General features: G+C 67.0%; 22 protein-coding genes and 2 tRNA genes. 19 read left to right on the top strand and 5 right to left on the bottom strand.

From position 1 onward, the window contains the following. Nucleotides 1-104: 104 nt before the first annotated feature. The 3 genes from L3i22_RS06190 to L3i22_RS06200 are packed head-to-tail and all read left to right on the top strand — an operon-like array spanning nt 105 to nt 4,184. Nucleotides 105-1,847 carry an ankyrin repeat domain-containing protein gene (locus tag L3i22_RS06190; RefSeq protein WP_221326027.1) on the top strand — a complete coding sequence of 581 codons (1,743 nt, stop codon included), beginning with the start codon at nt 105-107 and terminating at the stop codon, nt 1,845-1,847. Then, nucleotides 1,844-3,019 (top strand): AAA family ATPase, encoded by a 1,176-nt coding sequence (locus L3i22_RS06195; RefSeq protein WP_221326028.1) that lies wholly within the window; start codon nt 1,844-1,846, stop codon nt 3,017-3,019. Before L3i22_RS06190 ends, L3i22_RS06195 begins: the two co-directional genes overlap by 4 nt. After that, complete coding sequence (locus L3i22_RS06200; protein WP_221326029.1) at nt 3,012-4,184, top strand: VWA-like domain-containing protein; 1,173 nt, start codon at nt 3,012-3,014, stop codon at nt 4,182-4,184. Before L3i22_RS06195 ends, L3i22_RS06200 begins: the two co-directional genes overlap by 8 nt. 821 nt (nt 4,185-5,005) lie before the next feature. Here the strand turns inward: L3i22_RS06200 and L3i22_RS06205 are convergent. Beyond that, a complete protein-coding gene (locus tag L3i22_RS06205) occupies nt 5,006-5,548 on the bottom strand; it encodes a hypothetical protein (RefSeq protein WP_221326030.1) in 543 nt (180 codons plus the stop codon). 340 nt (nt 5,549-5,888) lie between these two features. Between L3i22_RS06205 and L3i22_RS06210 the strand changes: the two genes are divergently transcribed. Genes L3i22_RS06210 through L3i22_RS06220 form a run of 3 tightly spaced genes read left to right on the top strand, consistent with a single transcriptional unit; the run spans nt 5,889 to nt 9,148 of the window. Further along, nucleotides 5,889-6,353 (top strand): hypothetical protein, encoded by a 465-nt coding sequence (locus L3i22_RS06210; protein WP_221326031.1) that lies wholly within the window; start codon nt 5,889-5,891, stop codon nt 6,351-6,353. Nucleotides 6,354-6,362: 9 nt separating this feature from the next. Then, nucleotides 6,363-8,426 carry a hypothetical protein gene (locus tag L3i22_RS06215; protein ID WP_221326032.1) on the top strand — a complete coding sequence of 688 codons (2,064 nt, stop codon included), beginning with the start codon at nt 6,363-6,365 and terminating at the stop codon, nt 8,424-8,426. Then, nucleotides 8,423-9,148, top strand: coding sequence for a hypothetical protein (locus L3i22_RS06220; RefSeq protein WP_221326033.1), 726 nt, complete (start codon nt 8,423-8,425; stop codon nt 9,146-9,148). Before L3i22_RS06215 ends, L3i22_RS06220 begins: the two co-directional genes overlap by 4 nt. A gap of 34 nt (nt 9,149-9,182) precedes the next feature. On the opposite strand, the gene L3i22_RS06225 is transcribed toward L3i22_RS06220, so the two are convergent. Together L3i22_RS06225 and L3i22_RS06230 are read right to left on the bottom strand one after the other, a co-directional pair. After that, entirely contained in the window at nt 9,183-9,665 is a 483-nt protein-coding gene (locus L3i22_RS06225) for an NUDIX hydrolase (protein ID WP_255657992.1), read from the bottom strand. Between the two features lie 24 nt (nt 9,666-9,689). Then, a complete protein-coding gene (locus L3i22_RS06230; protein ID WP_221326034.1) occupies nt 9,690-10,916 on the bottom strand; it encodes a helix-turn-helix domain-containing protein in 1,227 nt (408 codons plus the stop codon). A gap of 352 nt (nt 10,917-11,268) precedes the next feature. On the opposite strand from L3i22_RS06230, the gene L3i22_RS06235 reads away from it, so the two are divergent. The 3 genes from L3i22_RS06235 (at nt 11,269) to L3i22_RS06245 (ending at nt 12,607) form a co-directional block, all read left to right on the top strand. Next, on the top strand, nt 11,269-11,523 hold the full coding sequence (locus L3i22_RS06235) for a hypothetical protein (RefSeq protein ID WP_221326035.1): 255 nt from the start codon (nt 11,269-11,271) through the stop codon (nt 11,521-11,523). Continuing rightward, nucleotides 11,520-11,795: a hypothetical protein gene (locus L3i22_RS06240; RefSeq protein WP_221326036.1), complete on the top strand. Its 276-nt coding sequence runs from the start codon at nt 11,520-11,522 to the stop codon at nt 11,793-11,795. The genes L3i22_RS06235 and L3i22_RS06240 overlap by 4 nt, the downstream gene beginning before the upstream one ends. An 86-nt stretch (nt 11,796-11,881) precedes the next feature. Beyond that, nucleotides 11,882-12,607 carry a GntR family transcriptional regulator gene (locus tag L3i22_RS06245; protein WP_221326037.1) on the top strand — a complete coding sequence of 242 codons (726 nt, stop codon included), beginning with the start codon at nt 11,882-11,884 and terminating at the stop codon, nt 12,605-12,607. An 11-nt stretch (nt 12,608-12,618) separates the two neighbouring features. Here L3i22_RS06245 and L3i22_RS06250 read toward each other — a convergent pair whose 3' ends face one another. Continuing rightward, nucleotides 12,619-13,143, bottom strand: coding sequence for a hypothetical protein (locus tag L3i22_RS06250; RefSeq protein ID WP_221326038.1), 525 nt, complete (start codon nt 13,141-13,143; stop codon nt 12,619-12,621). Nucleotides 13,144-13,354: 211 nt separating this feature from the next. Between L3i22_RS06250 and L3i22_RS06255 the strand changes: the two genes are divergently transcribed. The 9 genes from L3i22_RS06255 (at nt 13,355) to L3i22_RS06295 (ending at nt 20,364) form a co-directional block, all read left to right on the top strand. Beyond that, complete coding sequence (locus L3i22_RS06255) at nt 13,355-14,248, top strand: IS5 family transposase (RefSeq protein ID WP_221326039.1); 894 nt, start codon at nt 13,355-13,357, stop codon at nt 14,246-14,248. Nucleotides 14,249-14,392: 144 nt separating this feature from the next. Next, the gene (locus tag L3i22_RS06260; protein WP_221329811.1) at nt 14,393-14,812 is read left to right on the top strand and encodes a hypothetical protein; all 420 of its coding nucleotides are present in this window, start codon (nt 14,393-14,395) and stop codon (nt 14,810-14,812) included. A 99-nt stretch (nt 14,813-14,911) separates the two neighbouring features. Then, a complete protein-coding gene (locus L3i22_RS06265) occupies nt 14,912-15,142 on the top strand; it encodes a hypothetical protein (protein ID WP_221326040.1) in 231 nt (76 codons plus the stop codon). Next, nucleotides 15,139-15,363: a hypothetical protein gene (locus tag L3i22_RS06270; protein WP_221326041.1), complete on the top strand. Its 225-nt coding sequence runs from the start codon at nt 15,139-15,141 to the stop codon at nt 15,361-15,363. The genes L3i22_RS06265 and L3i22_RS06270 overlap by 4 nt, the downstream gene beginning before the upstream one ends. A 2-nt stretch (nt 15,364-15,365) precedes the next feature. Beyond that, the gene (locus tag L3i22_RS06275) at nt 15,366-16,772 is read left to right on the top strand and encodes an FtsK/SpoIIIE domain-containing protein (RefSeq protein ID WP_221326042.1); all 1,407 of its coding nucleotides are present in this window, start codon (nt 15,366-15,368) and stop codon (nt 16,770-16,772) included. Further along, nucleotides 16,769-17,299 (top strand): DUF2637 domain-containing protein, encoded by a 531-nt coding sequence (locus L3i22_RS06280; RefSeq protein ID WP_221326043.1) that lies wholly within the window; start codon nt 16,769-16,771, stop codon nt 17,297-17,299. The genes L3i22_RS06275 and L3i22_RS06280 overlap by 4 nt, the downstream gene beginning before the upstream one ends. 41 nt (nt 17,300-17,340) lie before the next feature. Next, complete coding sequence (locus L3i22_RS06285) at nt 17,341-18,999, top strand: replication initiator (RefSeq protein ID WP_221326044.1); 1,659 nt, start codon at nt 17,341-17,343, stop codon at nt 18,997-18,999. Beyond that, nucleotides 18,992-19,210 (top strand): helix-turn-helix domain-containing protein, encoded by a 219-nt coding sequence (locus L3i22_RS06290; RefSeq protein WP_221326045.1) that lies wholly within the window; start codon nt 18,992-18,994, stop codon nt 19,208-19,210. Before L3i22_RS06285 ends, L3i22_RS06290 begins: the two co-directional genes overlap by 8 nt. Continuing rightward, nucleotides 19,210-20,364: a site-specific integrase gene (locus tag L3i22_RS06295; protein WP_221326046.1), complete on the top strand. Its 1,155-nt coding sequence runs from the start codon at nt 19,210-19,212 to the stop codon at nt 20,362-20,364. The genes L3i22_RS06290 and L3i22_RS06295 overlap by 1 nt, the downstream gene beginning before the upstream one ends. A gap of 92 nt (nt 20,365-20,456) precedes the next feature. On the opposite strand, the gene L3i22_RS06300 is transcribed toward L3i22_RS06295, so the two are convergent. Beyond that, a tRNA-Gly gene (locus L3i22_RS06300) sits at nt 20,457-20,527 on the bottom strand. Between the two features lie 130 nt (nt 20,528-20,657). Between L3i22_RS06300 and L3i22_RS06305 the strand changes: the two genes are divergently transcribed. Further along, nucleotides 20,658-20,731 (top strand) — tRNA-Pro (locus tag L3i22_RS06305). Nucleotides 20,732-20,750: the final 19 nt, after the last annotated feature.

Consider the following 20,750-nt stretch of genomic DNA (forward strand, 5'->3'; position numbering starts at 1 on the left):
CCCCGAAACCGTCCCGAGGCCGGGCCCACCGGTCCCGGAGTCCGCTCCGAGGCCGGGCCGACTCGTCTCGGAAACCGCTCGGAGCCCGTCCCGAGGGTGGGCCGATGAGCGGGCATGACCGGCTGGCGCTGGCCGAGTGGCAGCGCATCCGACGATATGCGGTGCCCGCCCGGATGATCGAGGAGTGCGCGGCGGCGCGTGCGCGCGGCGACTGGGCCGCCGCCTGCGCGGCCGGCGAGGTCGACGTCACCTTCGACGCCGAGTCGCTGACCACCCGGCACGGCCCGGCCGTCACCGCCGTGCTGCTCGAGATGCTGGCCGGCTTCGCGCCCGATCTGCTGCGCTGGCACCTGCCCCGGGCGCTCGGCGGCCACACCACCCTGGCCACCGGCAAGGACTACATTCTGGCTCCGGACGGCCCGGTCGAGCAGGACACGGTCGTGCTCGTGGTCCGCTCCCCGGTCTCGGTGCTCGGCTCGCAGCGGCTGACGCTCTCCGCGTCCAGGCTCGGCGACCTGCTGACGGAGGCCGATCCCCGGGAGTCGCCACCGCAGCCGATCCGGCTCGCGCCGCACCACTGGGACGCCCGGCGGGCCGGTGAGCTGCGCGCCGCGGCCGGCGGTTCGGCCGAGCGCCTGCCCGGCTTCACCCCGGCCGGCGACCCGCTCCCGGCCGCCGCGCTGGGGGCGGGCAACGACGCCCCGGCGCGCGTCGAGCGGGCCCTGCTGGCCGGGCAACCGTTCGCCGGGTGGCACGAGGCCGGTCTGCGGTTGCCGCCCGACGATTTCCCCGTCCAGGCGGATCCCCGGTCGTCCGATCCCCGGTCGCCGGAGAGCGCCGTCGATCGGCGGATCGACCCGGTGGAAGCCCGGTGGATCGACCCGTGGGCGGTGGCCGCCGAGGCCCGGCGGGTCGCCGCCCGGTTCGGCCACCGGACCCTGGCCCTCTGGTTCTCCTATGACCGGCTGCTGCGCCTCGACGTCGACGCCGACACCGTGCGGGTCACTCCGGTCACCGTCGTCTGGCGGCGGAACGACGAGATGCGCCGGCTGCCGGTGCTGTCGCTCGAGATGCTGGGCTACCCGGTCGACCTGGAGCTGGTCCGGAGCGGCCGGTTGCCGGCCGGCGCGCTGCACCCGCTGGTCCGGGCGGCGCTGTTCCCGGCCGCCCCGCCGGCGCCCGTGGCGCCGCCGCCCGATCCGGCGCCGATCCGGGTGCGCTGCCGCGGCGAGTGGCATCCGGTCGAGCACCGGGCCGGGCAGCTCCGGTTGCCCCTCCACACCGCCGACGAGGAGCAGCGGGAACGTGCCCTGCGCGCCTTCGGCGGCACGGTGACCGGCTGCTTCGCCGCGGCGCAGACCTGGACCGGTGCGTCCGGCCGGCTGCCGAGACGGCTGCGCGCCCACCGCGACGACCTGTGGCTGCGGATGCTGCACGGCGGCACCCGGACGGTGCTGGAGCTCCTCGACGCCGGGATGGACCCGCGGATCCGGGACGGCCGCGGCCGGACCCTGCTGCACCAGGTCCGCGCGTTCGACCACGCCCGCCTGCTGCCCCGGCTGCTCGCCGCCGGCCTGGACGTGAACGCCCGCGACAAGGAGGGCAGCACCCCGCTCTACCTGGCGGTGGTCCACGTCTGGCCGGCCGGGCTGATCACCGCCCTGGTCGACGCGGGCGCCGACCCGCACACCCCGAACCAGGACGACCAGTCGGTGCTCGGCTACATCGACGAGTACCTGGAGTTCTTCGCCTTCGAGGAGTACGACGGCGACGACGCCCCGGAATACGAGAGCATCCGTGGCCCCGAGTTCCGGGCCGCCATCGACTACCTGAAGGAGCGCGCATGACGTCCGGACTGGACGCCGCCGACGAGGTGCTGGACCGGATCCGGGCCACCCGGACCGAGCCGGCCACCGACCACCAGGTGGCCGCACTGGCCCTGACCGTCGCGGCGAACCTGCCGGTGCTGCTCTGGGGCGAGCCGGGAATCGGCAAGTCGGCCACCCTCGGCCAGCTCGCCGAGGGCCTGGGCGCCCCGATGGAGACCGTGATCGCCAGCGTGCACGAGCCGTCCGACTTCGCCGGCCTGCCGATCGTCGGCGACGACCCGGCGACGCAGGGCGTGCCGATGGCCCCGCCGGACTGGGCGGTCCGGCTGTCCCGGGCCGGCCGCGGCATCCTGTTCCTGGACGAGCTCTCCTCGGCGCCGCCCGCGGTCCAGGCCGCCCTGCTGCGGGTGGTCCTGGAACGCCGGGTCGGCAGCCTGTCCCTGCCGCCCTCGGTACGGATCGTCGCCGCGGCGAACCCGCCGGCCAGCGCCGCCGACGGATGGCACCTGAGCCCGCCGCTGGCCAACCGGTTCGTCCACCTGCACTGGACGCACGACCCGCGGGTGGTCGCCCGGGGCCTGGCCGGCGTCTGGCCGCGGGCCGAGGTGCCGGTCATCGCCACCGCCCGGACGCCGAGCGCGCTGGCCCGTGCCCGCGGCGTGCTCGCCGGGTTCCTCACCGCCCGGCCCGGCCTGACCCACCACCTGCCGTCCGACGCCGAGGCCCGCGGCGGCGCCTGGCCCTCCCCGCGCACCTGGGACATGGCGCTGCGCCTGCTGGTCTTCCACTTCTGCACGAACACCGCTCGGGAGGCGCTGACCACGGCTCTGGTCGGCGCGGTCGGCGACGGCGCGGGACTGGAGCTGGCGACGTACCTCCATGAGCTTGATCTTCCTGATCCGGAACGGGTGCTGGCCGACCCGGCCGCGTTCGCCCTGCCCGACCGGGGTGACCGGCAGCTCGCCTTCCTCACCGCGGTGGTCTCCGCGATCGAGGCGTCGGTGACCCGGGAACGCTGGGAGGCGGGCTGGGTCGTGCTGGCCAAGGCGGTCGACGCCGGGGTGCCCGACGTGGCCGCCCGCGCCGCGTTCGACCTGGCCCGGATGCGCCGGCCGGACTGGCCGGTGCCGGCCTCGATCGACGCGTTCGTCGAGGTGCTCAGCGTGTCCGGGCTGCTGGCCGGTGCCTGACCCGGAGGTCCCGCTGGACCGGACGAAACTGCTGGCCGCCCGACTGAAAGCGGCCGGCGCCCAGCCGTACCTCGCCTCCGCCCTCTACAGCCTCACGGTGGTGCCGACGACCGCGATCGCCACGATGGCCGTCGACCGGCACTGGCGCTGCTACGTCGCCCCGGAGTTCGTCGCCGCCACGCCGGTCCCCGAACTGGCCGCGGTCTGGCTGCACGAGGCCGCACACCTGCTGCGCGACCATTTCGGGCGCGCCGAGCTGGTCCCGCCGAAGTTCGCCGGCGACCACCACCGGATCAACGTGGCCCAGGACTGCGAGATCAACGACGACATCGCCGGGCTGCCCGCCGGCGCGCTGAAGCCGGCGACGTTCGGCCTGGCCACCGGCCGCCTGTTCGAGGAGTACCTGCCCGCGATCCCGGCCACGGCCCACCATCCACAGTGCGGCTCCGGCGCCCACGGCAGCCCGATGCCCTGGGAGTCCGGCACCGCCCCACGGGTCAGCCCGGTCGAGGCGGCCGCCATCCGCCGCCAGACCGCCCAGGCGATCCGCGCGGCGGCGAAGTCCCGCGGCAACCTGCCGGGCGGCTGGCAGCGCTGGGCCGACCGGATCCTGGAGCCGGTCGTCGACTGGCGGCGCGCCCTGGCCGGCGCGGTCCGCGAGGCGGCCGCCTGGGCGGCCGGTGCGGTCGACTACACCTACCATCGCCCGTCCCGCCGGGGCGCCGCCCTGCCGCGAGTGGTCCTGCCCAGCCTGCGCCGCCCGACCGCCCGGGTCGCGGTGGTGGTCGACACGTCCGGCTCGATGGGCGACGACGAACTCACCGCGGTCCTGGCCGAGCTGTCCGGCGTCCTGCGCGCGGTCGGCATCGGCCGGGAGCGCGTCACGGTCCTCTCCTGCGACGCCGACGTCCAGACCGTCCGCCGGGTGGGCAACATCGGCGAGGTCGAACTGGCCGGCGGCGGCGGCACCGACATGCGGGTGGGCATCGAGCACGCCCTGCGGGCCCGCCTGAAGCCGAACATCATCGTGGTCTTCACCGACGGCTACACCCCGTGGCCCGACCATGCCCCGGGCCAGACCCGGGTGGTGGCCGGCCTGATCGGCGCCTCCCCACCACCCCCACCCACCTGGATCGAGTCGATCCACATCCCCGAGACCCTCTGACAGCGACGCCGTGGCCCTTCTGACAGCGACCTCCGCGGCCCTTCTGACAGCGACCTCCGCCGCCCCGGCGTCCGCACGGGCCCACGGCGATCCCGCTCAGCGGCCGAAAGGCGTGAAGGAATCGCGACCGGATACGTGGCCCTGATCACGATCACGGCCTTGTTCGGGCCACGCGCCGGGAGACATCGGCGAACCCGGCGGGCGTGTCGTCGTACCGCGAAAATCGGCCAAGCCGAAGCGGCCGGAACCCAAGGGCATCGAGACACCCGGCAAGCGCTGATGGAAATCCGCCCGATTTTACCGGCGAGGATCCGGGCGCGCCGCAGTTCGCCGGAGAAGCCGCGGGCCGGCCACGCACTCGTCCGAAGAGTCGCGCAGAGCACGAAACCGAAGCGCCCGACAAGGACAGTCTCGGCACCGCGACGCCCGTTCACGCGAAACTGGCCAAGAAGATCCACTGCCGAGTGACAGCAAACGACCCCGGTCGAGGGAATCCCTCTGACCAGGGCCGATGCGGTGGAGCGGGCGCCGAGAATCGAACTCGCGTAATCAGTTTGGAAGATCGCTACCCGACACCGTGATCTAGGCGAATCGCCTGCTCAGGATGGGTGACTGAGTGACCGATCATGACCGCTCGTGGCCCTTGTTGATCTCGGCTACTGGCCCGCTAATGGCCCGGTTCCCGTGCCGCCCGACCGCTTGCGGCCCGCCGGCCCACCCGCCCGCGGTGACTGTCCTTCCCAATGGCAAGCCGCGAAGCGGCGCGGCAGCAGATGCGGCATTGGGCGGGCTGGGCGGAGGACTAGCCGCATTATGGCCGTTCAAAATCTTGACGTGTCTTTCCTGGCTTGCTCGCGTAGGTCGTCGATCAACCCTGCGAGTACCTCGATCTCCGCTGTCAGCCGAAATGCGTGTTGATCGCGGTCGGCATACTCCGTCGATCTGGTGGCCCGGATGTCTTCTTCGATCTTGGCAAGAGACTCGTAGGTAGCTAGCGCGGCGCGAAATACCTCCGGCCATGCTGCCAGGAGCTTTCTGAACTCTGGTGTGGTGTCGAGCTGGGACAGAGCGTCGAGAGTCGCCTGCTCACGTTCGTCTGCGATCGAGTGATCGAATGGACGGCGGGCCTCTATCGCCCGTCGCAACTCGTCTCGGACATGGGCGATCCAGGGAAGGATCTTGAGGTAGGCCTCGCGCGCACGAACCTCACGCGCGGTCCGTGCGTCGCGGGCGGCCTTGCGCCAGTCAAGGGCAAACGTCACGGCCAGAGTCGCGCCGGAGCCGAGCAGAGTGAAGCAACCCGCAATGACGGCCGTTGCCCACCATGGAGCAGCCGCAGTGGTCGGCTGCGCAAGAGAAAGCATCGAGCCAAGGTAAGGCTGAGAACCTGGTGGAGTCCACGCGCGGGCAGCGAATCCGCCGGGTCAGTGGATCGAGGCACGAATCTTGGCCGGCGTGCCGGCCGATGCCGGCCGGAGGCCGCCAGCAGGCCGAGCGCGCCGGCCGCGCCGCGCTTGCGTGGCGCCTTGGTCCAGAAGAGATCAATTCGGCAGTACGTGACCGATATGGGACGGTGGAATAAAGATCGATTCGGCGTGCTCAGGAATTTCAGCACAAGACAAGGGCTTGTCTTGAAGCTGACAAAGTTTCCCTCCTGAACTTTCGGCTGATACATGTAGTAGGGAAGGCATCGACAGTGATCGAATGGCGATCCTTGTGAAGAGCTTTGCATTGGAAAGTGAGGCGGCCCGGGTGGACATTAATGAAGTTGCTACCTCTGTGGCTTCGGCATTGGCTTCATCTATGGCGACAGGCATTTGGATTTATGCTCGTGAGCGTGTGGCTCAAATCTTAGGGAATGGCGCCGAGGAGCGGGCCGTCCTGTCCGATCTGGATAATATGCAAGCTGCCCTAACTCAGGCACCGGCGGAGGAAAAGGAAAGCCTTTCTGTCATTGCTGAGGCTGAGATTCGTGGGCAGCTTAAGCACCGACTCCGACGGGATCCGAAATTTGCCGCGGAGTTCGCAGCCTTGGCGAATGAAGTGTCGCTGCGCATTTCATCGCAGCCGTCCGGAACCGTCTTTCAGCATGGGAAGTCTGAAGGAAACAGCACATTCTTTCAAGTTGGACGTGACTTTCATGGACGACTTCCTGGATCAGCTGATTAGGGGATATAGATGGACTGGGCAACGGGGGATGGGCAATCGGACTTGGACCGTGACTATGAAAAAGAGGCGCGGAAAGATACTATGCTTCCCGTGCAGCTAGGAATAGCTACCGAAAATAGTACATTCTTTCAGGTTGGCGGTAGTCTCCATCAGAATCTGATTCGGTTGGTTCCTTCGATGGCTGTAGATCTTGAGGCGCGTAATGAGCTGGTGACCTTTGAGCCACCTCCAGGGTATTGGGACGCAGTAGGGCTATTTGATGGATCTGAAGGCAATGATTCATCTGAACTTCAGGCTTCATCTTCTGTTGTCGTGCTTAAGGGGCCGGTCGGAATTGGTCGTCGAACGGCGGCGTTGGCGCTCCTCGCAAGGGATAATTCCACGGGTGAGATCCGTGAACTGCTACCGGATTGGTCGAAGCCTAGAGCCGATGTACTTCACGCAGAGCCGGGGGGACGGTATCTTCTTGATCTGACGTATGAGGAAGCCGATTTGGGAGATTTATTTTCCAAAACCCTCCAAGAGCACGCGGCCAGGCTTGCAAAAGTGGGCGCCCGGATGGTGATCACAGTGACCCCAGATGTCTGGCGTTCATGCGAGCAGCAAACGGCCAATTTTACCATCTTGTTGGATATTCCTGATCCGATTAATGTCGTCACTAAGCGTTTATGGGCTAGAAGTTCTGGGCACGCCATTGATGAAATAAAGGCGATTCCTCAACTCGCTAATCTGCTCCGTGATCTGATTGATAATCGTAGGCCTCCTCGGCGCGCCGTCGATCTGTCGGAAGCTCTGTCCTCTCCGAGTCAGCTAGACCAGGAAAGTGTCGATAGGATAGTCGCTGAGTACCACCATTGGAAGGGCTTCCTTGACGAGCAACTTGGCGACGTTAAAGATGAGTCTGACCGTCAGACCTACGCTCGGCAGCGGGCTCTTCTTATCGCCGCGTCCGTTTTGAACGGAGTGGCCGCCGACATCGTCTTTTCAGCCTCTTACGCTTTACTGGATCGTATAAAGGCATCTCCTCCGGCAGGCGAACTTCTCGTGGGCCCGGAGTTGTCAGGCCTTCTGGCACGTATACAAGCGGATCGTGCTGGCGATGCTGTCTTTTTAACGACCAAGCATCCGGGTCTGGACAACGCAGTTCTTGATAGGGTCTGGACGGAAAGGCCTCAGCTTCGGCAAGATCTTCTTGAATGGCTTGCAGACCTAACTACTGAGCGAGGATTGGCGTACAAGTGTATTGACCGTGTTTCTTGGGTGCTTGCCAGGATCGCTGTTGAACATAGGGCGTTGGAAGTTCTTGATGTAGTCCAGCGTTGGCTGGCCGAAGGGCGGCAACACCGGAGGCTTTCGGTATCACTACTGCAAGAACTCGCACAGAGTCGTGATATCGGATCTGCGGTTCGTCGTAAACTCTATGAGTGGGCTAATTCGAAGAACGTGCCCGTTCATGTGGGTACTGGTGTCGCTGAAGTATGCTCAGGGGAATTTGGTGTGCGATACCCTGAAATGGCTCTTGTGCGGCTACGCTTGTTGGCTGATAGCCCTATCGGGGAAATACGATACGCTGCCTTCGGGGCAGTGCGTAAGTTGGCAAAGTCGAGTGATTTAATCCGCAGGGCTGTAGTGCGACAAGTTTTTACTTGGGTGGTAAGTGATGCCTATCGCCAAGTCGGGAAATCAGTAAGCTTGTCGATCTTCGATCCGAGCGGCGAGGATCCCGTATTCGATGAAATTTTGAACGACGCGACTAGCGACGCGGAGATTTTTGCCAGAATTCGAGACGGATGGTTGACCCTTATTGATGACAGGGAAACCCGTCCTAAGGCGCTGGAAGTTGCTTGGCGCTGGTTGGAACAGGTCGATGACGGCAAATCAGACAGTAGTGCTGTCATTGATGTCCTGGCGCCAGCTATACGTGCGTCAATCAACCTCGATGGCGTAGGGCCATTTCTCGTTAGGTCGCCGGAAAAGGTCTCGGCCGCGAGGGAGGCGCTTCTTCTGCGGCTCGTTAGGCCCCATGCTGATGATGCCGTTGGTCATGTGTTGCGCCAGCGGGAGCCAAATTGACGGTTTGGCAAAGTGCATTAGGTTGGCTGCATGTGGCCGGATGGCGCCGTTGCAAGATCAGCACGGCTATTGATTCTGAGGTGGATGGAGCAGTATTCAAGCTAACTGTATATGTGTTGTGGCGTAGGACTGCTGGTGAGTTGCCCGAGAGAAATTTGGCTGAAATACATGAGGCCGTGGTGAAGTCGGCTGGTGAGGCTCTGGAAATGAGCTCGGTCCTTTCTCTCCAATCCGCGGAATTGAGGGTTAGGGCTGCGTTATCCGAATTGCAGGTTAAGATCAATGCGAATAAAGTACTAGTGTTTTTTGATAGTTTTTTAGAGGCGGATGAGTATGATATTAAAATTGCATGGCGCAGTCGGCAAGAGCGGCGCGCTGTAAATGCGGCTGCTGTTAATGAGATGGCGCGCTTGAAGTTCCTAAGAGATGAAGTGTTCGCGGACTCACTGCTGGCTCGTATTTGGTGGATGCAGCAACGGCCTGAGCTGGTGTCATCTATTGGTAATAGTGTATTTCTTGAAGCAGTGACGGCGGCTACCGCGCGCGAAGAGGCTGATGGATATGAGAGCGAAGGGCTGTTAGAGTTCCTGCGAGAATTTACGCAGTGGCTCAAGAGCGGAGATGCTCGCGCTGACATGACAATCAGCCTTTTCGATAGCCTGTTGGCAACACTGCGAGAGGACGATCTGCGCGATTCTTTGCAGCGTGGTTTCTCCAAGTAGTCGGTCTACTCGCGCAGGTGTTATCTGGCAGCGATCAGCTGTTGGAGGCAAGCGGGTCATTTCCGTGCTCCGCATACGCAGGTATTCCACGATCTCGCGCAATGATTGCAGTATGAATTCGGCGGTATAGCCGTTCAGGGAGGTGTTTCTCTATCTCGGTGCGCTCCACGAAGCGCCATTCTGTTAGCTCTCCGTCGCGGAAGTTAATGCTATTTTGTATTGCTTCTGGCAGAATGCCTGCATCGAAGACGAAGAGCATTTTGTCGCCTTCTGCCTCTGCTGGTGCCCAATCGATGACAAGAAGGCTTCCTGCTGCCTGGAGCAGGCCTAGTTCTTCTTGGACCTCGCGGATGCATGCAGCTCTAGGCGATTCGCCCGGCTCGACGTAACCGCCGGGGATGTCCCAACCCGCCTTATACGCAGGCTTTACGAGCAGAACGCGTCCGGCTTCATCGAAGAAGAGGGCGCCGGCGGCGACGCGAGGAGTGGCCATCGGGGGTGTGTCGGATGTCGTCACACCGAGCAGAATAGGGCGAGTGGATCAGTCGAGCACGTGGAGACGGCGTGCCAGGCTGACAAGCTCCGAGGACGGCTTGCCGCGCTGCTGGCGGATCCAGATGAGAACAAGCTGGCGACCGAGGTAGTGGTGCCGGACCTGTTCTGGGGCCATCTGCTCGGCGTCGAGGAGGATGGACAGCGCTTCGTCTTGGCGGTTCCAGGCGCCATAAGCCCGGGAGACCTCCAGGGCGTGGCGGACTCGGCGCTCCATCGGAAGGCCGGCGGTGTTGACCCGTGGTCCAAGGTCGATCGCTACCTGCACGTTTCCGAGTTCGCCGGCTGCGGCAACCCGGTGAATCGCGACGTTGGTCGGGCCGAAGGCCGTCCACAGGTGGTTGGCGTCCCGGCCCAATCGGCCGGCGGCCTCGTCGGCGGCAGTCAGGAACGTCCGTGCTGTGCCTGCGTCGTTCGCCCTGGCGGCGGCGACCGATCCGCCCAGCAGCAACGTCCCGTAGACGGACAGCAGCTCCGGCCCGGCTTCGGTGAGGTACTGGTCCAGGTAGTCGGCGGCGTCGGTCGTTAGGCGCACGGCGTCCTGGTACCGGCCGGTGGACAGGAGTGCGTGGCTGACGGAGCGGAACAGTGACCCAGTGATCGTAGGGTCTCCAGCCGGCCGGACCACGGAGAGACCGCGGTCGGCCGCGATCCACGCGAGGTCCGTCTCGCCAAGCTTGGTGAGCTGCGTCGCGGCCAACTGGTAGGTGAGGCCCAGCAGGCTCCGCGCTTCCTCCTGGTTGCGGCCGTCCAACTCGTCGGCGGCGGCCTGCGCCTGATGGAGCAGTCCGGGAAGCCGGCCGGTGACGAATCCGAACCGGGATGCCTGGTAGGCGTCCCAGAGCTTCCCGGTCTCCTTCCGAAGTTCGTCGAGGTTCGGCGGAACCGAGCCCTCGCCGCGGGCGCCAAGTGCCGTGATCGCCCGGTACTCCATGAGGGCGGTCCGGAGAGCCGGCACCGTTTCCATGCCGCTGTCCGTCGTCCACTCGACGAGGGACGGCTCGGCGAGCAGATCGCCGAGTGAGACGTCCAAGACGTCAGCGAGCGACTTGATCACCGAGAGGCGATCAAGTTCGATGCGGTTGTTCTCGATCTTGCCGAGCCAGTCCGCGGTACGACCGATCAGGCCAGCGAGTACCTCCTGAGACAGGCCGCGCCGGCGGCGGTACCAGGCGACTCGCTCGCCGATCGTCAAGTTCATGGTCATGCCGTGCATCCGCTGACCCTCCCCGTGTGGAGATCGGCGACCCCGGAATGATTTTCCGGGTTCCTGGGCGGTTTTGGCCACAGCCTGTGTCCATGACCGTTTCTACCGCTTCCGCCTCGGTCCCCGCTTGCCGCTCGTGCGCCGGTGTGGGCTGGAAGTACACGACCCACCGGACCGCTCTGCGGATGGTGGCTCAGTCGTGCCGGGACGCGCGGCTGACGGCTCGCCGCTCCTGCATGGACTGCGGTGGGCGTGGCCAGTTGGTGGCGACGGCCTCATAAGCCGGCACCGGGACGGGTGCTGGCCCTTTCGCTCGCCCGCCCGTCTCGGTGCCCTTCGACCCGGTGTGGTGGAGGACTCCGTGATTCCACGTCCTGGTGACGTTCTGATCGTCGATCGCAACGCGTCGGTGCAGTTCGGTGGCGAGTGCCGGCTGCTGTTTCGTGTGATCTCGGTCAGCAACCGATCGACCTATGACGGCTGGGCCTGGATCCAGGGCTACTCGCTGAACAGCGCGGGTGACGCGATCGAGCGCCGGGAGATCTTCGTGCGTAGAGCGGGCCTGCGCCTCTACCGCCCTCAACCTGGTCGGCCGAACGTGGGGAGCAGCAAGTGAGCGTCTTCCTGTCTGCCGTGGTCCGTGAGCAACTGGATTTCGCCCAAATGCAGCTCGACCGGCACGTCGCTCCGAGCGCGGACGGCCGCTGCGGGGCCTGCGGCGAGGAGGATCCGTGCTCGCTCCGCCGGGTGGCGCTGCGGGTCTTCGGTCGGTACGGCCGCCTTCCTCGTCGGTGGCCCGGTGCCTCGCGTCCGGAACAGGTCAGCACCCCGAAGACGTGGAACGGCTGGCTTCAGGCGTCCACCGCGGTCGAGGACCCGACAGCTTGACCCATCTTGTTCAGTCGTCCTTACAGGCCTTATGGTCCTGTATTGACATGCTGTGATCTCAAGCTGAGCCCGATGGGTGGATCCCGATGGCGTACGAGATTCCGACGCCGAAGTACCTGCGCGTGCTGAACGCGCTCCGTGGCCGCATCGAGGACGGGACCTACGCTCCCGGCGCCGGCCTGCCGTCCGAGAGCCAGTTGTGCACCGAGTTCGACGTGTCCCGGCCGACGGTGCTGAAAGCGCTCGGGATCCTCAAGCAGGACGGCTGGATCGAATCTCAGCAGGGCAAGGGCAGTTTCGTACGCGGTCGGCCGCCATCCGAGCGCAACTCGCCGCAGTACGCGGGTGACGCGATCGACCTGGACGAAACGGCCGAGACGGAGATCCTGCATGTCGGGCCGGTCCTGGCTGTGCCGTGGGTCTCGGCCGCGCTCGGGATCCCGGAGGGGACTCCCGTCTATGAGCGGCGTCGGCGCACGATTTCGTCGTCCGGGCCGATCGACCTGATCTCCACCTTTGTCCCGGTGGACATTGCCGTCGGGACCGACGTGATTAGGCCAGACCCGATCTCCGGCAGCATTCTGGAACACATCACAAGCCGGAAGAGGCTTCGTGCCGACTACGCCACCGAGCTGCTAACCGCCCGACGGGTCGACGAGGCTGAGGCCGTTGCGCTGGACGTGCCGGCCGACGAAGCAGTGCTGAGCGTCGTTGTAACGGTCCACCAGTCCACGGGCGAAGCGATCATGGCTTCGCTGATCGTCATGCCGGGGAGTCGGCATGAGATCGAGGACTCCTACCCGCTGTCGTGAATGCTGGTTTACTACCTGGTTTGGCGTCCCTCCTCGGCGTCTGCGGCGGCCCGGATGGCTTCGAATAGGCGGCCCGCTGTGCCAGGCACCTTGACCGCCTCAATCGCGTATGGGCCGACTCGCACGATCGGCTCGGAATAGGTGCCCTCAAGCCGAAGCGAGTATCGAGCAGCAAGCTCGGCTCGGGTGAGGCTGGGTGTCGCAGCCAGCAGCGCCTTCTGCTCGTTCCCGGTGCCGACTGCGTACTGGTCCAGGTGCTCGATGACGTCGCGCGCTTCCTTGACTCCTGGCAAAGCCGCATCGAACTTGGCCAGCGCATCGGTGATACACCGCTGAGCCTCCGGCTTCGTGAGCGATCTGGCGGCCAGTTGGGCGGCCCGCCGGACGTTCCGTAGCGCGACCAAGAGGAGAAGTGCATCCGGCAGTCCTGTGCCGTCACCGAGTAGGCGAGCTGCTGGAAGCTCGCAGGCCTTTGCCCAGAGCCAAGCGTGGCTAAGGGCCAGGTCGTACGGGGGCTGCAAGCTCGGGGTCGTCACGGGGACCAGGGTCCGCCGGCGAGTGCGCGTTCGCTACTGCATTCCGGGCTGAGACCTGCGGCAGACCGCCGGACGTCCCCTGGGCGTCCTAGGGCGTGTTTTAGAAGTTGGGTTTTGCCGGTGAGGGTCACGGCGTGGCGGTCATCGATAACTGAAGAGGTCTCCGGTAAGTGGTTCAGCGACCAAGCTAGAACTTCATACCGGAGACCTCGTGGCCACCTTAGCGGTGACGACGCGGCATGACCTCACCGACGCTCAGTGGCAGCGGCTTGCTCCGTTGCTGCCTGCTGTGTCGGGGAACGGGCGGCCGCCGAAGTGGACGAAACGGCAGCTCATCAACGGGATCCGCTGGCGGATCCGGAACGGGGTTCCGTGGCGGGACGTCGCCGCCGTCTATCCGCCCTGGCCTACCGTCTATGGACTGTTTCGCCGCTGGCAACGCGACGGCACCTGGGACAGCATCCTGGCCGCTCTGCAGGCCCATGCCGATGCGGCCGGCCGGATCCGCTGGGACATCAGCATCGACTCGATGACCAGCCGCGCCCATCAGCACGCGGCCGGTGCTCGCCGCGACGGGCAGTTGCAGAAGGAACCGCCCGGCGGCGTGCACACCGAACCTGATGATCACGGCCTGGGGCGGTCGCGGGGCGGGTTGACCACCAAGACGCATCTGGCCTGTGAGCAGGGGCAGAAGGTCATGGCGTTCATCGTGACCGCCGGGCAGTGCGGGGACAGTCCGCAGTTCATCCCGGTCCTGTCCAGGATCCGGGTCGGCCGGCCCGGCGGTGGCCGGCCCCGGACCCGCCCCGACACGGTCCTCGCCGACAAGGCCTACACCTCGAAAGAAAACCGTTCCTACCTGCGTAAACGCGGAATCCGGGCGTGCATTCCCAGCAAGAGTGACCAGGACGCCCACCGCAAAGCCAAAGGCCGCAAAGGCGGCCGGCCACCCGCTTTCGACCGGCTCGTCTACCGGCAACGCCACGCCGTCGAATGCGGCATCAACCGCCTCAAACGCCACCGCGGCGTCGCGACCCGCTACGACAAACTTGCCGTCCGCTACCAGGCAGTTCTGACCATCACCATCATCTGCGAGTGGCTCTGACCTGCTTATGAAACACGCCCTAATTGGTCGTTGCGCCATTTGAAGATCGGACATAGGTGGTTGCTTGTGCTTACATGCTGAACTAACTTGTAAGCATAAGCGGATGTCACATTGACGTTCGTGCGATCAGGAGGTCCGGTCCGGATGGTTCCGCTGACGTTGAAGGTGCCTGTCCCGTTCGACTACGTGTTCCCGGCCGGTGCGCTCTGTCTCGGGGTGGAGGCCGCGGTCGACTTCGACCGGCGGCAGGACCAGGACAACCAGGTCCGCGACAAAGAGACCGGCGAGCGGGTCTGGGTGGTCCGGGTCCTGGACCTCGACCCGGCCGCGGGCAAGTTCGGCCGCACGTCTGAGGTCAAGGTCAAGATCTGCGCGCCGCACCAGCCGGTGCCGCCGGCCTCTGCCGTGCCGGGCTACCCGCCGTCGATCGAGTTCGACGGGCTGACGCTCACGCCGTACGTCGACTCCCAGCGCTGCAAGGGCGCCGGTCCCTGCAAGTCACGCATGGCGTACTCGCTGCGTGCCACGGCCATTCGCCCGGTCGCTGTCGGCGCTGCTGCCTGACGGCTCTCTCTGAGTGCGCGGGCGGGCCGTTTCCCCGCCAAGAGTCCCGGCCCGCCCGCGCGCTGACCCGCAACCCCTCGACCTACGAAGGAGGGCCTGGTGCCCACCGTAAAGCAGGCTGCGCCGACCGATCTCCGTACCTTCTTCCTCGACCTGTCCGCGCTGCTGCGCGACCGGCCGGCTCTGTCCGCCACTGCCACCGAGCGAGCCGACTGGTTCGACCGGAAGGCCGAGCTGCTGGAAAGTATCGCCGCGACGACCCCTGAGGCCGCCGAGCTGGCGATCACCGCTCGGGAGACCGCGACGTGGATTCGCGGGGGTGCGGCATGAGCGCTCGGCCCCTCGACCGCCCGCAGTCGCGGGTGATGACCCGATCGATCTCGATCCTGCGCCGGATGACCGGCCGGGGCCACCTGGCAATCGTGCTGGCCGTCCTCTGCCCCGGCTGCGACCTGTGGGTCAGTCCTCGGCGGTACGACGTGCGGCACATGGCCTGCAAGACCTGCGTACGGACGCTGGCCCGCCCGCCTCGCGTCGGCCGGGGGCGATAGCTGTGCCCCTGGTCAACGTGATCCCCGGGGAGAAGATCCCCACCGCTCCGCTCAACACCCGGCTTCCGGTCTGGCGCATCCCCGGCTGGCTGCTCGTCTTCGTCTGGCTCGGCCGCGGGACGTTCCGCTCGGTCGTGCTGACCGGCCGGTACTGGTGGATCACCGGGCCGCTGGCCGTCTCCGGATGGCTGATCCAGGCGCACGGATGGCTGGCACTGCTGAGTGTCGTGAGCGGTCTCGCTGCGGCGATCGCTGCCTGGTGGCGCTTCTACCCGGCCTCCTGGATGCGCTTCGGCTGGTACCCGCTGGTCGGCCGCTGCCGCCGGCTGTGGATCTACCGGCGGGGCTGGACTCCGGCTATGACCGCGTGCGGGCTGGCCTCGATGCACGGCGGCCAGCGGTGGGTGCCGCGCCTGCTCGGCGTGCGGTCGGATCAGTGGGGCGACCGGGTGACGGTTCGCCTGCTGCCGGGCCAGCACCCGGACGACTGGTCGAAAGCGGCGCCGCGCCTGGCGTACTCGTTCCGCCTCCGCGAAGCACGGGCCTTCACCACGGACCGCCCGGATCGGGTGGTGCTGTACTTCGCTCGCCGCGACCCGCTGGCCGCCGTCGTCGATCCGCTGCCGGTGCCGGCAACACTCGACCTGTCCGGCCTGGAAGTCGGGAAGCAGGAAGCCGGCACGCCCTACCGGCTGCGCCTGGCCGGTTCGCACGTGCTGATCGCCGGTGCGACGAACTCGGGCAAGGGCTCGGTCATCTGGTCCCTGCTCCGCTCGCTGGCCGCCGGCATCTCGTCCGGGCTGGTCGAGGTGTGGGCGTTCGACCCGAAGGGCGGCATGGAACTGGCAGCGGGCGCACCGCTGTTCGCCCGATTCGTCTACGACGACCCGGAAGCAATGGCCGGCGTCCTGGAGGAGGCCGTCAAGCGGATGCGGCAGCGTGCGGCCCGACTGCGCGGGATCACCCGCCAGCACACGCCGACCGCCGACGAGCCGCTGATCCTCGTCCTGGTCGACGAGCTGGCCGCGCTGACCGCCTACCTGACCGATCGCAAGATCCGCGACCGGATCCGGGAATCGCTGAGCCTGCTGCTGTCCCAGGGCCGGGCGGTCGGCGTCCACGTGATCGCCGCGCTTCAGGATCCGCGCAAAGAGGTGCTGCCGTTCCGGGACCTGTTCCCGACCCGGATCGCGCTGCGGATGACCGAACCCGAACAGTCCGACCTGGTGCTCGGCGACGGTGCACGGGACCGCGGGGCAACCTGCGACCTGATCCCGGAGACCTCGCCCGGTATCGGGTTCGTGGTCCTGGAGGGCGTGCGCGAACCGGTCCGGGTCCGCTTCTCCTACCTGGACGATGACGACCTGGCCGACCTGGCCGCCATCTACGCGCCGGGCGGTGAGCGGTGAAGTCTCGCGCCGAACGGATCGAGGGCCTGCTCCTGGTCGCGATCCTGCTGATCGTTGCCGGGTTCGCCGGCGCCGCCTCGTTCACCCACGTCAAGGACTGGACGATGGCGAATTCCCCGGCGGGTACGGGGGAGTGGTTCGGCTGGGCGAACGCGGTCATCTCCGAGCTGATCCCGATGGCGGCGCTGCTGACGATCCGGCAGCGTCGCCGGGCCGGCGGCTCGGTCGGCTACCCACTGTTCCTGCTCGTCTGCGCGGCGGGCCTCTCATTGTCCGCTCAGCTCGCAGTCGCCAAACCCGGACCGTCCGGATGGCTGCTCTCCGCTGTCCCGGCTCTGGCCTTCCTGGGCCTGTCCAAGCTCGTGCTGGCACAAGCCCCGGCGGCGGCGCCGGCGGAGCAGGAGGAGCCGGCACCGATCTCGGTGTCGGTGCCGGAAGAGATCCCGGCACCCAACCCTCCTCGGCTCGGCCTGGTGCCCGTGCCGGCCTCGGCCTTCCCCGCTCGCCCTCGTGAGGCTGCCCTGTGACGACCCTCGTGGAACCCCGACCCGGCTCACGCGCTGCCCGGATGCGCCAGCCACTCGCCAAGGACGCGCTGAAGCTGCTCGCCGAGCAGCACGGCGTCTGCGTCCGCCCGCTGGTCCTCCGCCGCACGGACACCGCGACCGGTCTGACCGAACTGGTCGAGGTGCCGTGCGGCGCCCGGCTGGCCGCCAAGTGCAAGCCCTGCGCCGAGCGGAACCGGAAGCTCCGGATCCAGCAGATCCGGGAAGGCTGGCACCTGGACGACGAGCCGGCGGTCCGCCCGGACCAGCCGGGAGATGAGGATCTCGACCTGGTGAAGATCCGCGCCCATCTCGAGTTCGACCGGGCCGCGCTGCACTACGAGCCGATGACCGCGGACGTGCGGGCGGAGCGGCTGGCCGACCTGGATCGCCAGATCGAGGACGCCGACGAGGTTCTGGCCGAGACGGATCTCCGGGGCCGGCTCACCCCGAAGGAGCGCGACGACCGTCCTCGCCGTGCCCGTTCCACTCGCCGCCGGCACGATTCCCCGGATCTGCCCCGGCTTCCGGTCGACCCGCGCACGGTCGGCCGTGCCTTCCAGGGCCGGGCCGGTCAGACCTACCGCCCGTCGATGCTGATCACGCTGACGCTGGACTCGCACGGCCCGGTGCACTCGCACTCGCGTCGCGGTGCCTATGTGCTCCCGTGTGCCTGCGGGGAGCGTCACCACCCGCACGACCCGAAGCTGGGCACGCCGGTCGACCCGACGACCTACGACTACCGCCGGGCCGCGCTCGACGCGATCCACTTCGCCCGGGTGCTCGACCGCTGGTGGCAGAACCTGCGCCGGGCAGCGGGCTGGAACGTCCAGTACGCGGGCGCCGTGGAGCTCCAACGGCGCCTTGCCCCGCACGCCCACTTCGCGGTCCGCGGCACGCTGCCCCGGAAGGTGGTCAACCAGGTCGCGGCGGCCACCTACCACCAGGTGTGGTGGCCCTCGTTCGACGAACTCGTCCACACGATCGACCGCCCGCCGGTCTGGAACGCCGACCGCGCCGGCTACGTCGACCCGGCCACCGGGAAGCCGCTCCCGACCTGGGGCGAGGCGCTGGACGCTCTGGAGGACCCGGACGCCCGCCCGGCGTACGTCGCGCGCCTCGGCCGCGTCGACGCCCGCGGCATCGCCCAGGGCACCAAGGACGCCGAACGCTCGATCCGGTACGTGACGAAGTACGTCACCAAGGACCTGACCGAGCACGTCCCGTCCAACGCGGGCGCTCAGACCGCGCACGCCGACCGGCTGCACGCGGAGCTGTCGGTCCTGCCCTGCTCGCCGACCTGCGCGAACTGGCTGCTCTACGGCGTCCAGCCCGACCGCGCCAAGGCCGGCCTGTCCCCGGGCCGCTGCACCGGCAAGGTCCACCAGCGGTCGACCCTCGGCTTCACCGGCCGCCGCGTTCTGGTGTCTCGGCAGTGGTCCGGCAAGACCCTCGCCGATCACCGGGCGGACAACCGCGCCTGGATCCGCGCGGCCCTCGGCGAGCCCGAGCAGGAGGACCAACCGCAGAAGGACCGGTTCCGCTTCGAGCTGGCCCGGCCGGAGGACCCGGATGTCCTGCCCCTGGAACACCGCATCCTGCGCGCCGTATCGGCCCGGATCCGGTGGCGATCGCAGGTGAGAGCAATGACCCCGACCCACAAGGAGGAACCGGATGGCTGACGAGCTGTTGACCGCGGATGAGGTCGCCGCTCGCCTTCGTGCCACTACGAGATTTGTGCGCCGCCTCGTCTCCGAGCGCCGCATCGAGTACGTCAAGGTCGGCCGCCTGGTCCGCTTCGAGCCGGCCGCGATCGTCCACTACATCGACTCCCACCGCGTCGCCCCGACCGATCGGGCGGCGATCCGTGCCTACGTACGAGGAGCCCACTGATGGCCAACAAAAAGGGCCACCGCCGTTTCGGCAACGTCCGCAAACTGCCCTCGGGCCGGTTCCAGGCGCGCTACCTCGGCCCGGACGGCATCGAGCGGAAGGCCCCGAACACCTTCGACACCGAGCGTCTGGCCGGGAAGTGGCTCACGCTGGTCGAGTCCGAGATCATCCGCGGCGAGTGGCAGGCGCCGGAGGCCGGCGACGTGCACCTGGTGGAGTACGGCCGGGACTGGATCGCGCACCGCAAACTCCAGCCGCGCACCCGGGAGAACTACGAGGACCTGTTCCGGCTGCACATCGAACCGACCCTCGGGCACCTGGCGCTCGGCGCGATCAAGCCGCAGACGATTCGCTCGTGGCGCGGGAAGATCCTCAAAGGCGGCACGAGCGAGCCGCAGGCGGTCAAGGCCTACTCGCTGCTTCGGGCGATCCTCAACACCGCGATCCGCGAGGACGAGATTCTCAAGCAAAACCCCTGCAGAATCCCCGGGTACGACCGCTACCACACCCCGGAGCGACCGGTCGCCACCGTCGTCCAGGTCCTCGCGCTCGCCGAGCAGATGCCGGACCGATACGTGGCGCTGATCACCGTCGCGGCCTTCTCCGGACTGCGCTGGGGCGAACTCGCGGCGCTGCGCCGGTGCGATGTCGACGAACGGGCCGGGACTGTCCGCGTACCCAGGAAATTGGCCGCGCTGAAAAGCGGCCTGGAGTTCGGAGCGCCGAAGTCCGCGGCAGGAATCCGGGTCGTCGCTCTTCCGGCAATGGCCCAGGCGGCGCTGACCAGGCACTTGGTGGACTACGCCGGCGCTGATCCGGAGTCTTTGGTGTTCACCGGCGACAAGGACAAGCCGCTGCGAACCGGCAACTTCCGACGGGCGGTGAAGTGGTCGAAGGCGCTGGTGGACGCGGGGATGCCGGCGGGCTTCCACTTCCACGACCTCCGGCATACCGGAAACAACATCGCGGCGGCAAGTGGCGCCAGCACCCGGGAGCTGATGCACCGCATGGGACACGCGAGCATGCGAGCCGCGCTGATCTACCAGCACGCGACGAGTGACCGCGACCGGGAGATCGCCGACAGCATGGACAAGCGGATCGCCAAGAGCTCGAAACCCAAGGGCAAGGGCAAGCGTGGGCGCCGCAAGGCCTAATGGCACGCCAATGGCACGCAAGATCACCCGGTAGGTGACAGCAAACGGCCCTGGTCGGGGGAAATCCCCTCTGACCAGGGCCGTTGTAGTTGAGCGGGCGACGAGAATCGAACTCGCGTAATCAGTTTGGAAGACTGAGGCTCTACCATTGAGCTACGCCCGCGAGGACCCGGAACATCCCGGGTCTCGTGCATAGCTTACTGAATCATCTGCCGTCCGCGCGAACCGGATTCCCCAGCAGGTGACTCCAGCGCACACGCGAGCAAGCAGACCGCATACACTGGCCGACGCCACGGGGTGTGGCGCAGCTTGGTAGCGCACTCGCTTTGGGAGCGAGGGGCCGTGGGTTCAAATCCCGCCACCCCGACTGATCACCAACTATCGGC

It is taken from the genome of Actinoplanes sp. L3-i22, assembly GCF_019704555.1.
Lineage (GTDB): Bacteria > Actinomycetota > Actinomycetes > Mycobacteriales > Micromonosporaceae > Actinoplanes.

Bases quoted from the DNA above. Each gene is read 5' to 3' on its own strand.
- L3i22_RS06190 (WP_221326027.1), top strand. From the start codon at position 105: ATGAGCGGGCATGACCGGCTGGCGCTGGCCGAGTGGCAGCGCATCCGA.
- L3i22_RS06195 (WP_221326028.1), top strand. From the start codon at position 1,844: ATGACGTCCGGACTGGACGCCGCCGACGAGGTGCTGGACCGGATCCGG.
- L3i22_RS06205 (WP_221326030.1), bottom strand. From the start codon at position 5,548: ATGCTTTCTCTTGCGCAGCCGACCACTGCGGCTGCTCCATGGTGGGCA.
- L3i22_RS06210 (WP_221326031.1), top strand. From the start codon at position 5,889: ATGGCGATCCTTGTGAAGAGCTTTGCATTGGAAAGTGAGGCGGCCCGG.
- L3i22_RS06215 (WP_221326032.1), top strand. From the start codon at position 6,363: ATGGACTGGGCAACGGGGGATGGGCAATCGGACTTGGACCGTGACTAT.
- L3i22_RS06230 (WP_221326034.1), bottom strand. From the start codon at position 10,916: ATGCACGGCATGACCATGAACTTGACGATCGGCGAGCGAGTCGCCTGG.
- L3i22_RS06245 (WP_221326037.1), top strand. From the start codon at position 11,882: ATGGCGTACGAGATTCCGACGCCGAAGTACCTGCGCGTGCTGAACGCG.
- L3i22_RS06260 (WP_221329811.1), top strand. From the start codon at position 14,393: ATGGTTCCGCTGACGTTGAAGGTGCCTGTCCCGTTCGACTACGTGTTC.
- L3i22_RS06270 (WP_221326041.1), top strand. From the start codon at position 15,139: ATGAGCGCTCGGCCCCTCGACCGCCCGCAGTCGCGGGTGATGACCCGA.
- L3i22_RS06285 (WP_221326044.1), top strand. From the start codon at position 17,341: ATGCGCCAGCCACTCGCCAAGGACGCGCTGAAGCTGCTCGCCGAGCAG.
- L3i22_RS06290 (WP_221326045.1), top strand. From the start codon at position 18,992: ATGGCTGACGAGCTGTTGACCGCGGATGAGGTCGCCGCTCGCCTTCGT.
- L3i22_RS06295 (WP_221326046.1), top strand. From the start codon at position 19,210: ATGGCCAACAAAAAGGGCCACCGCCGTTTCGGCAACGTCCGCAAACTG.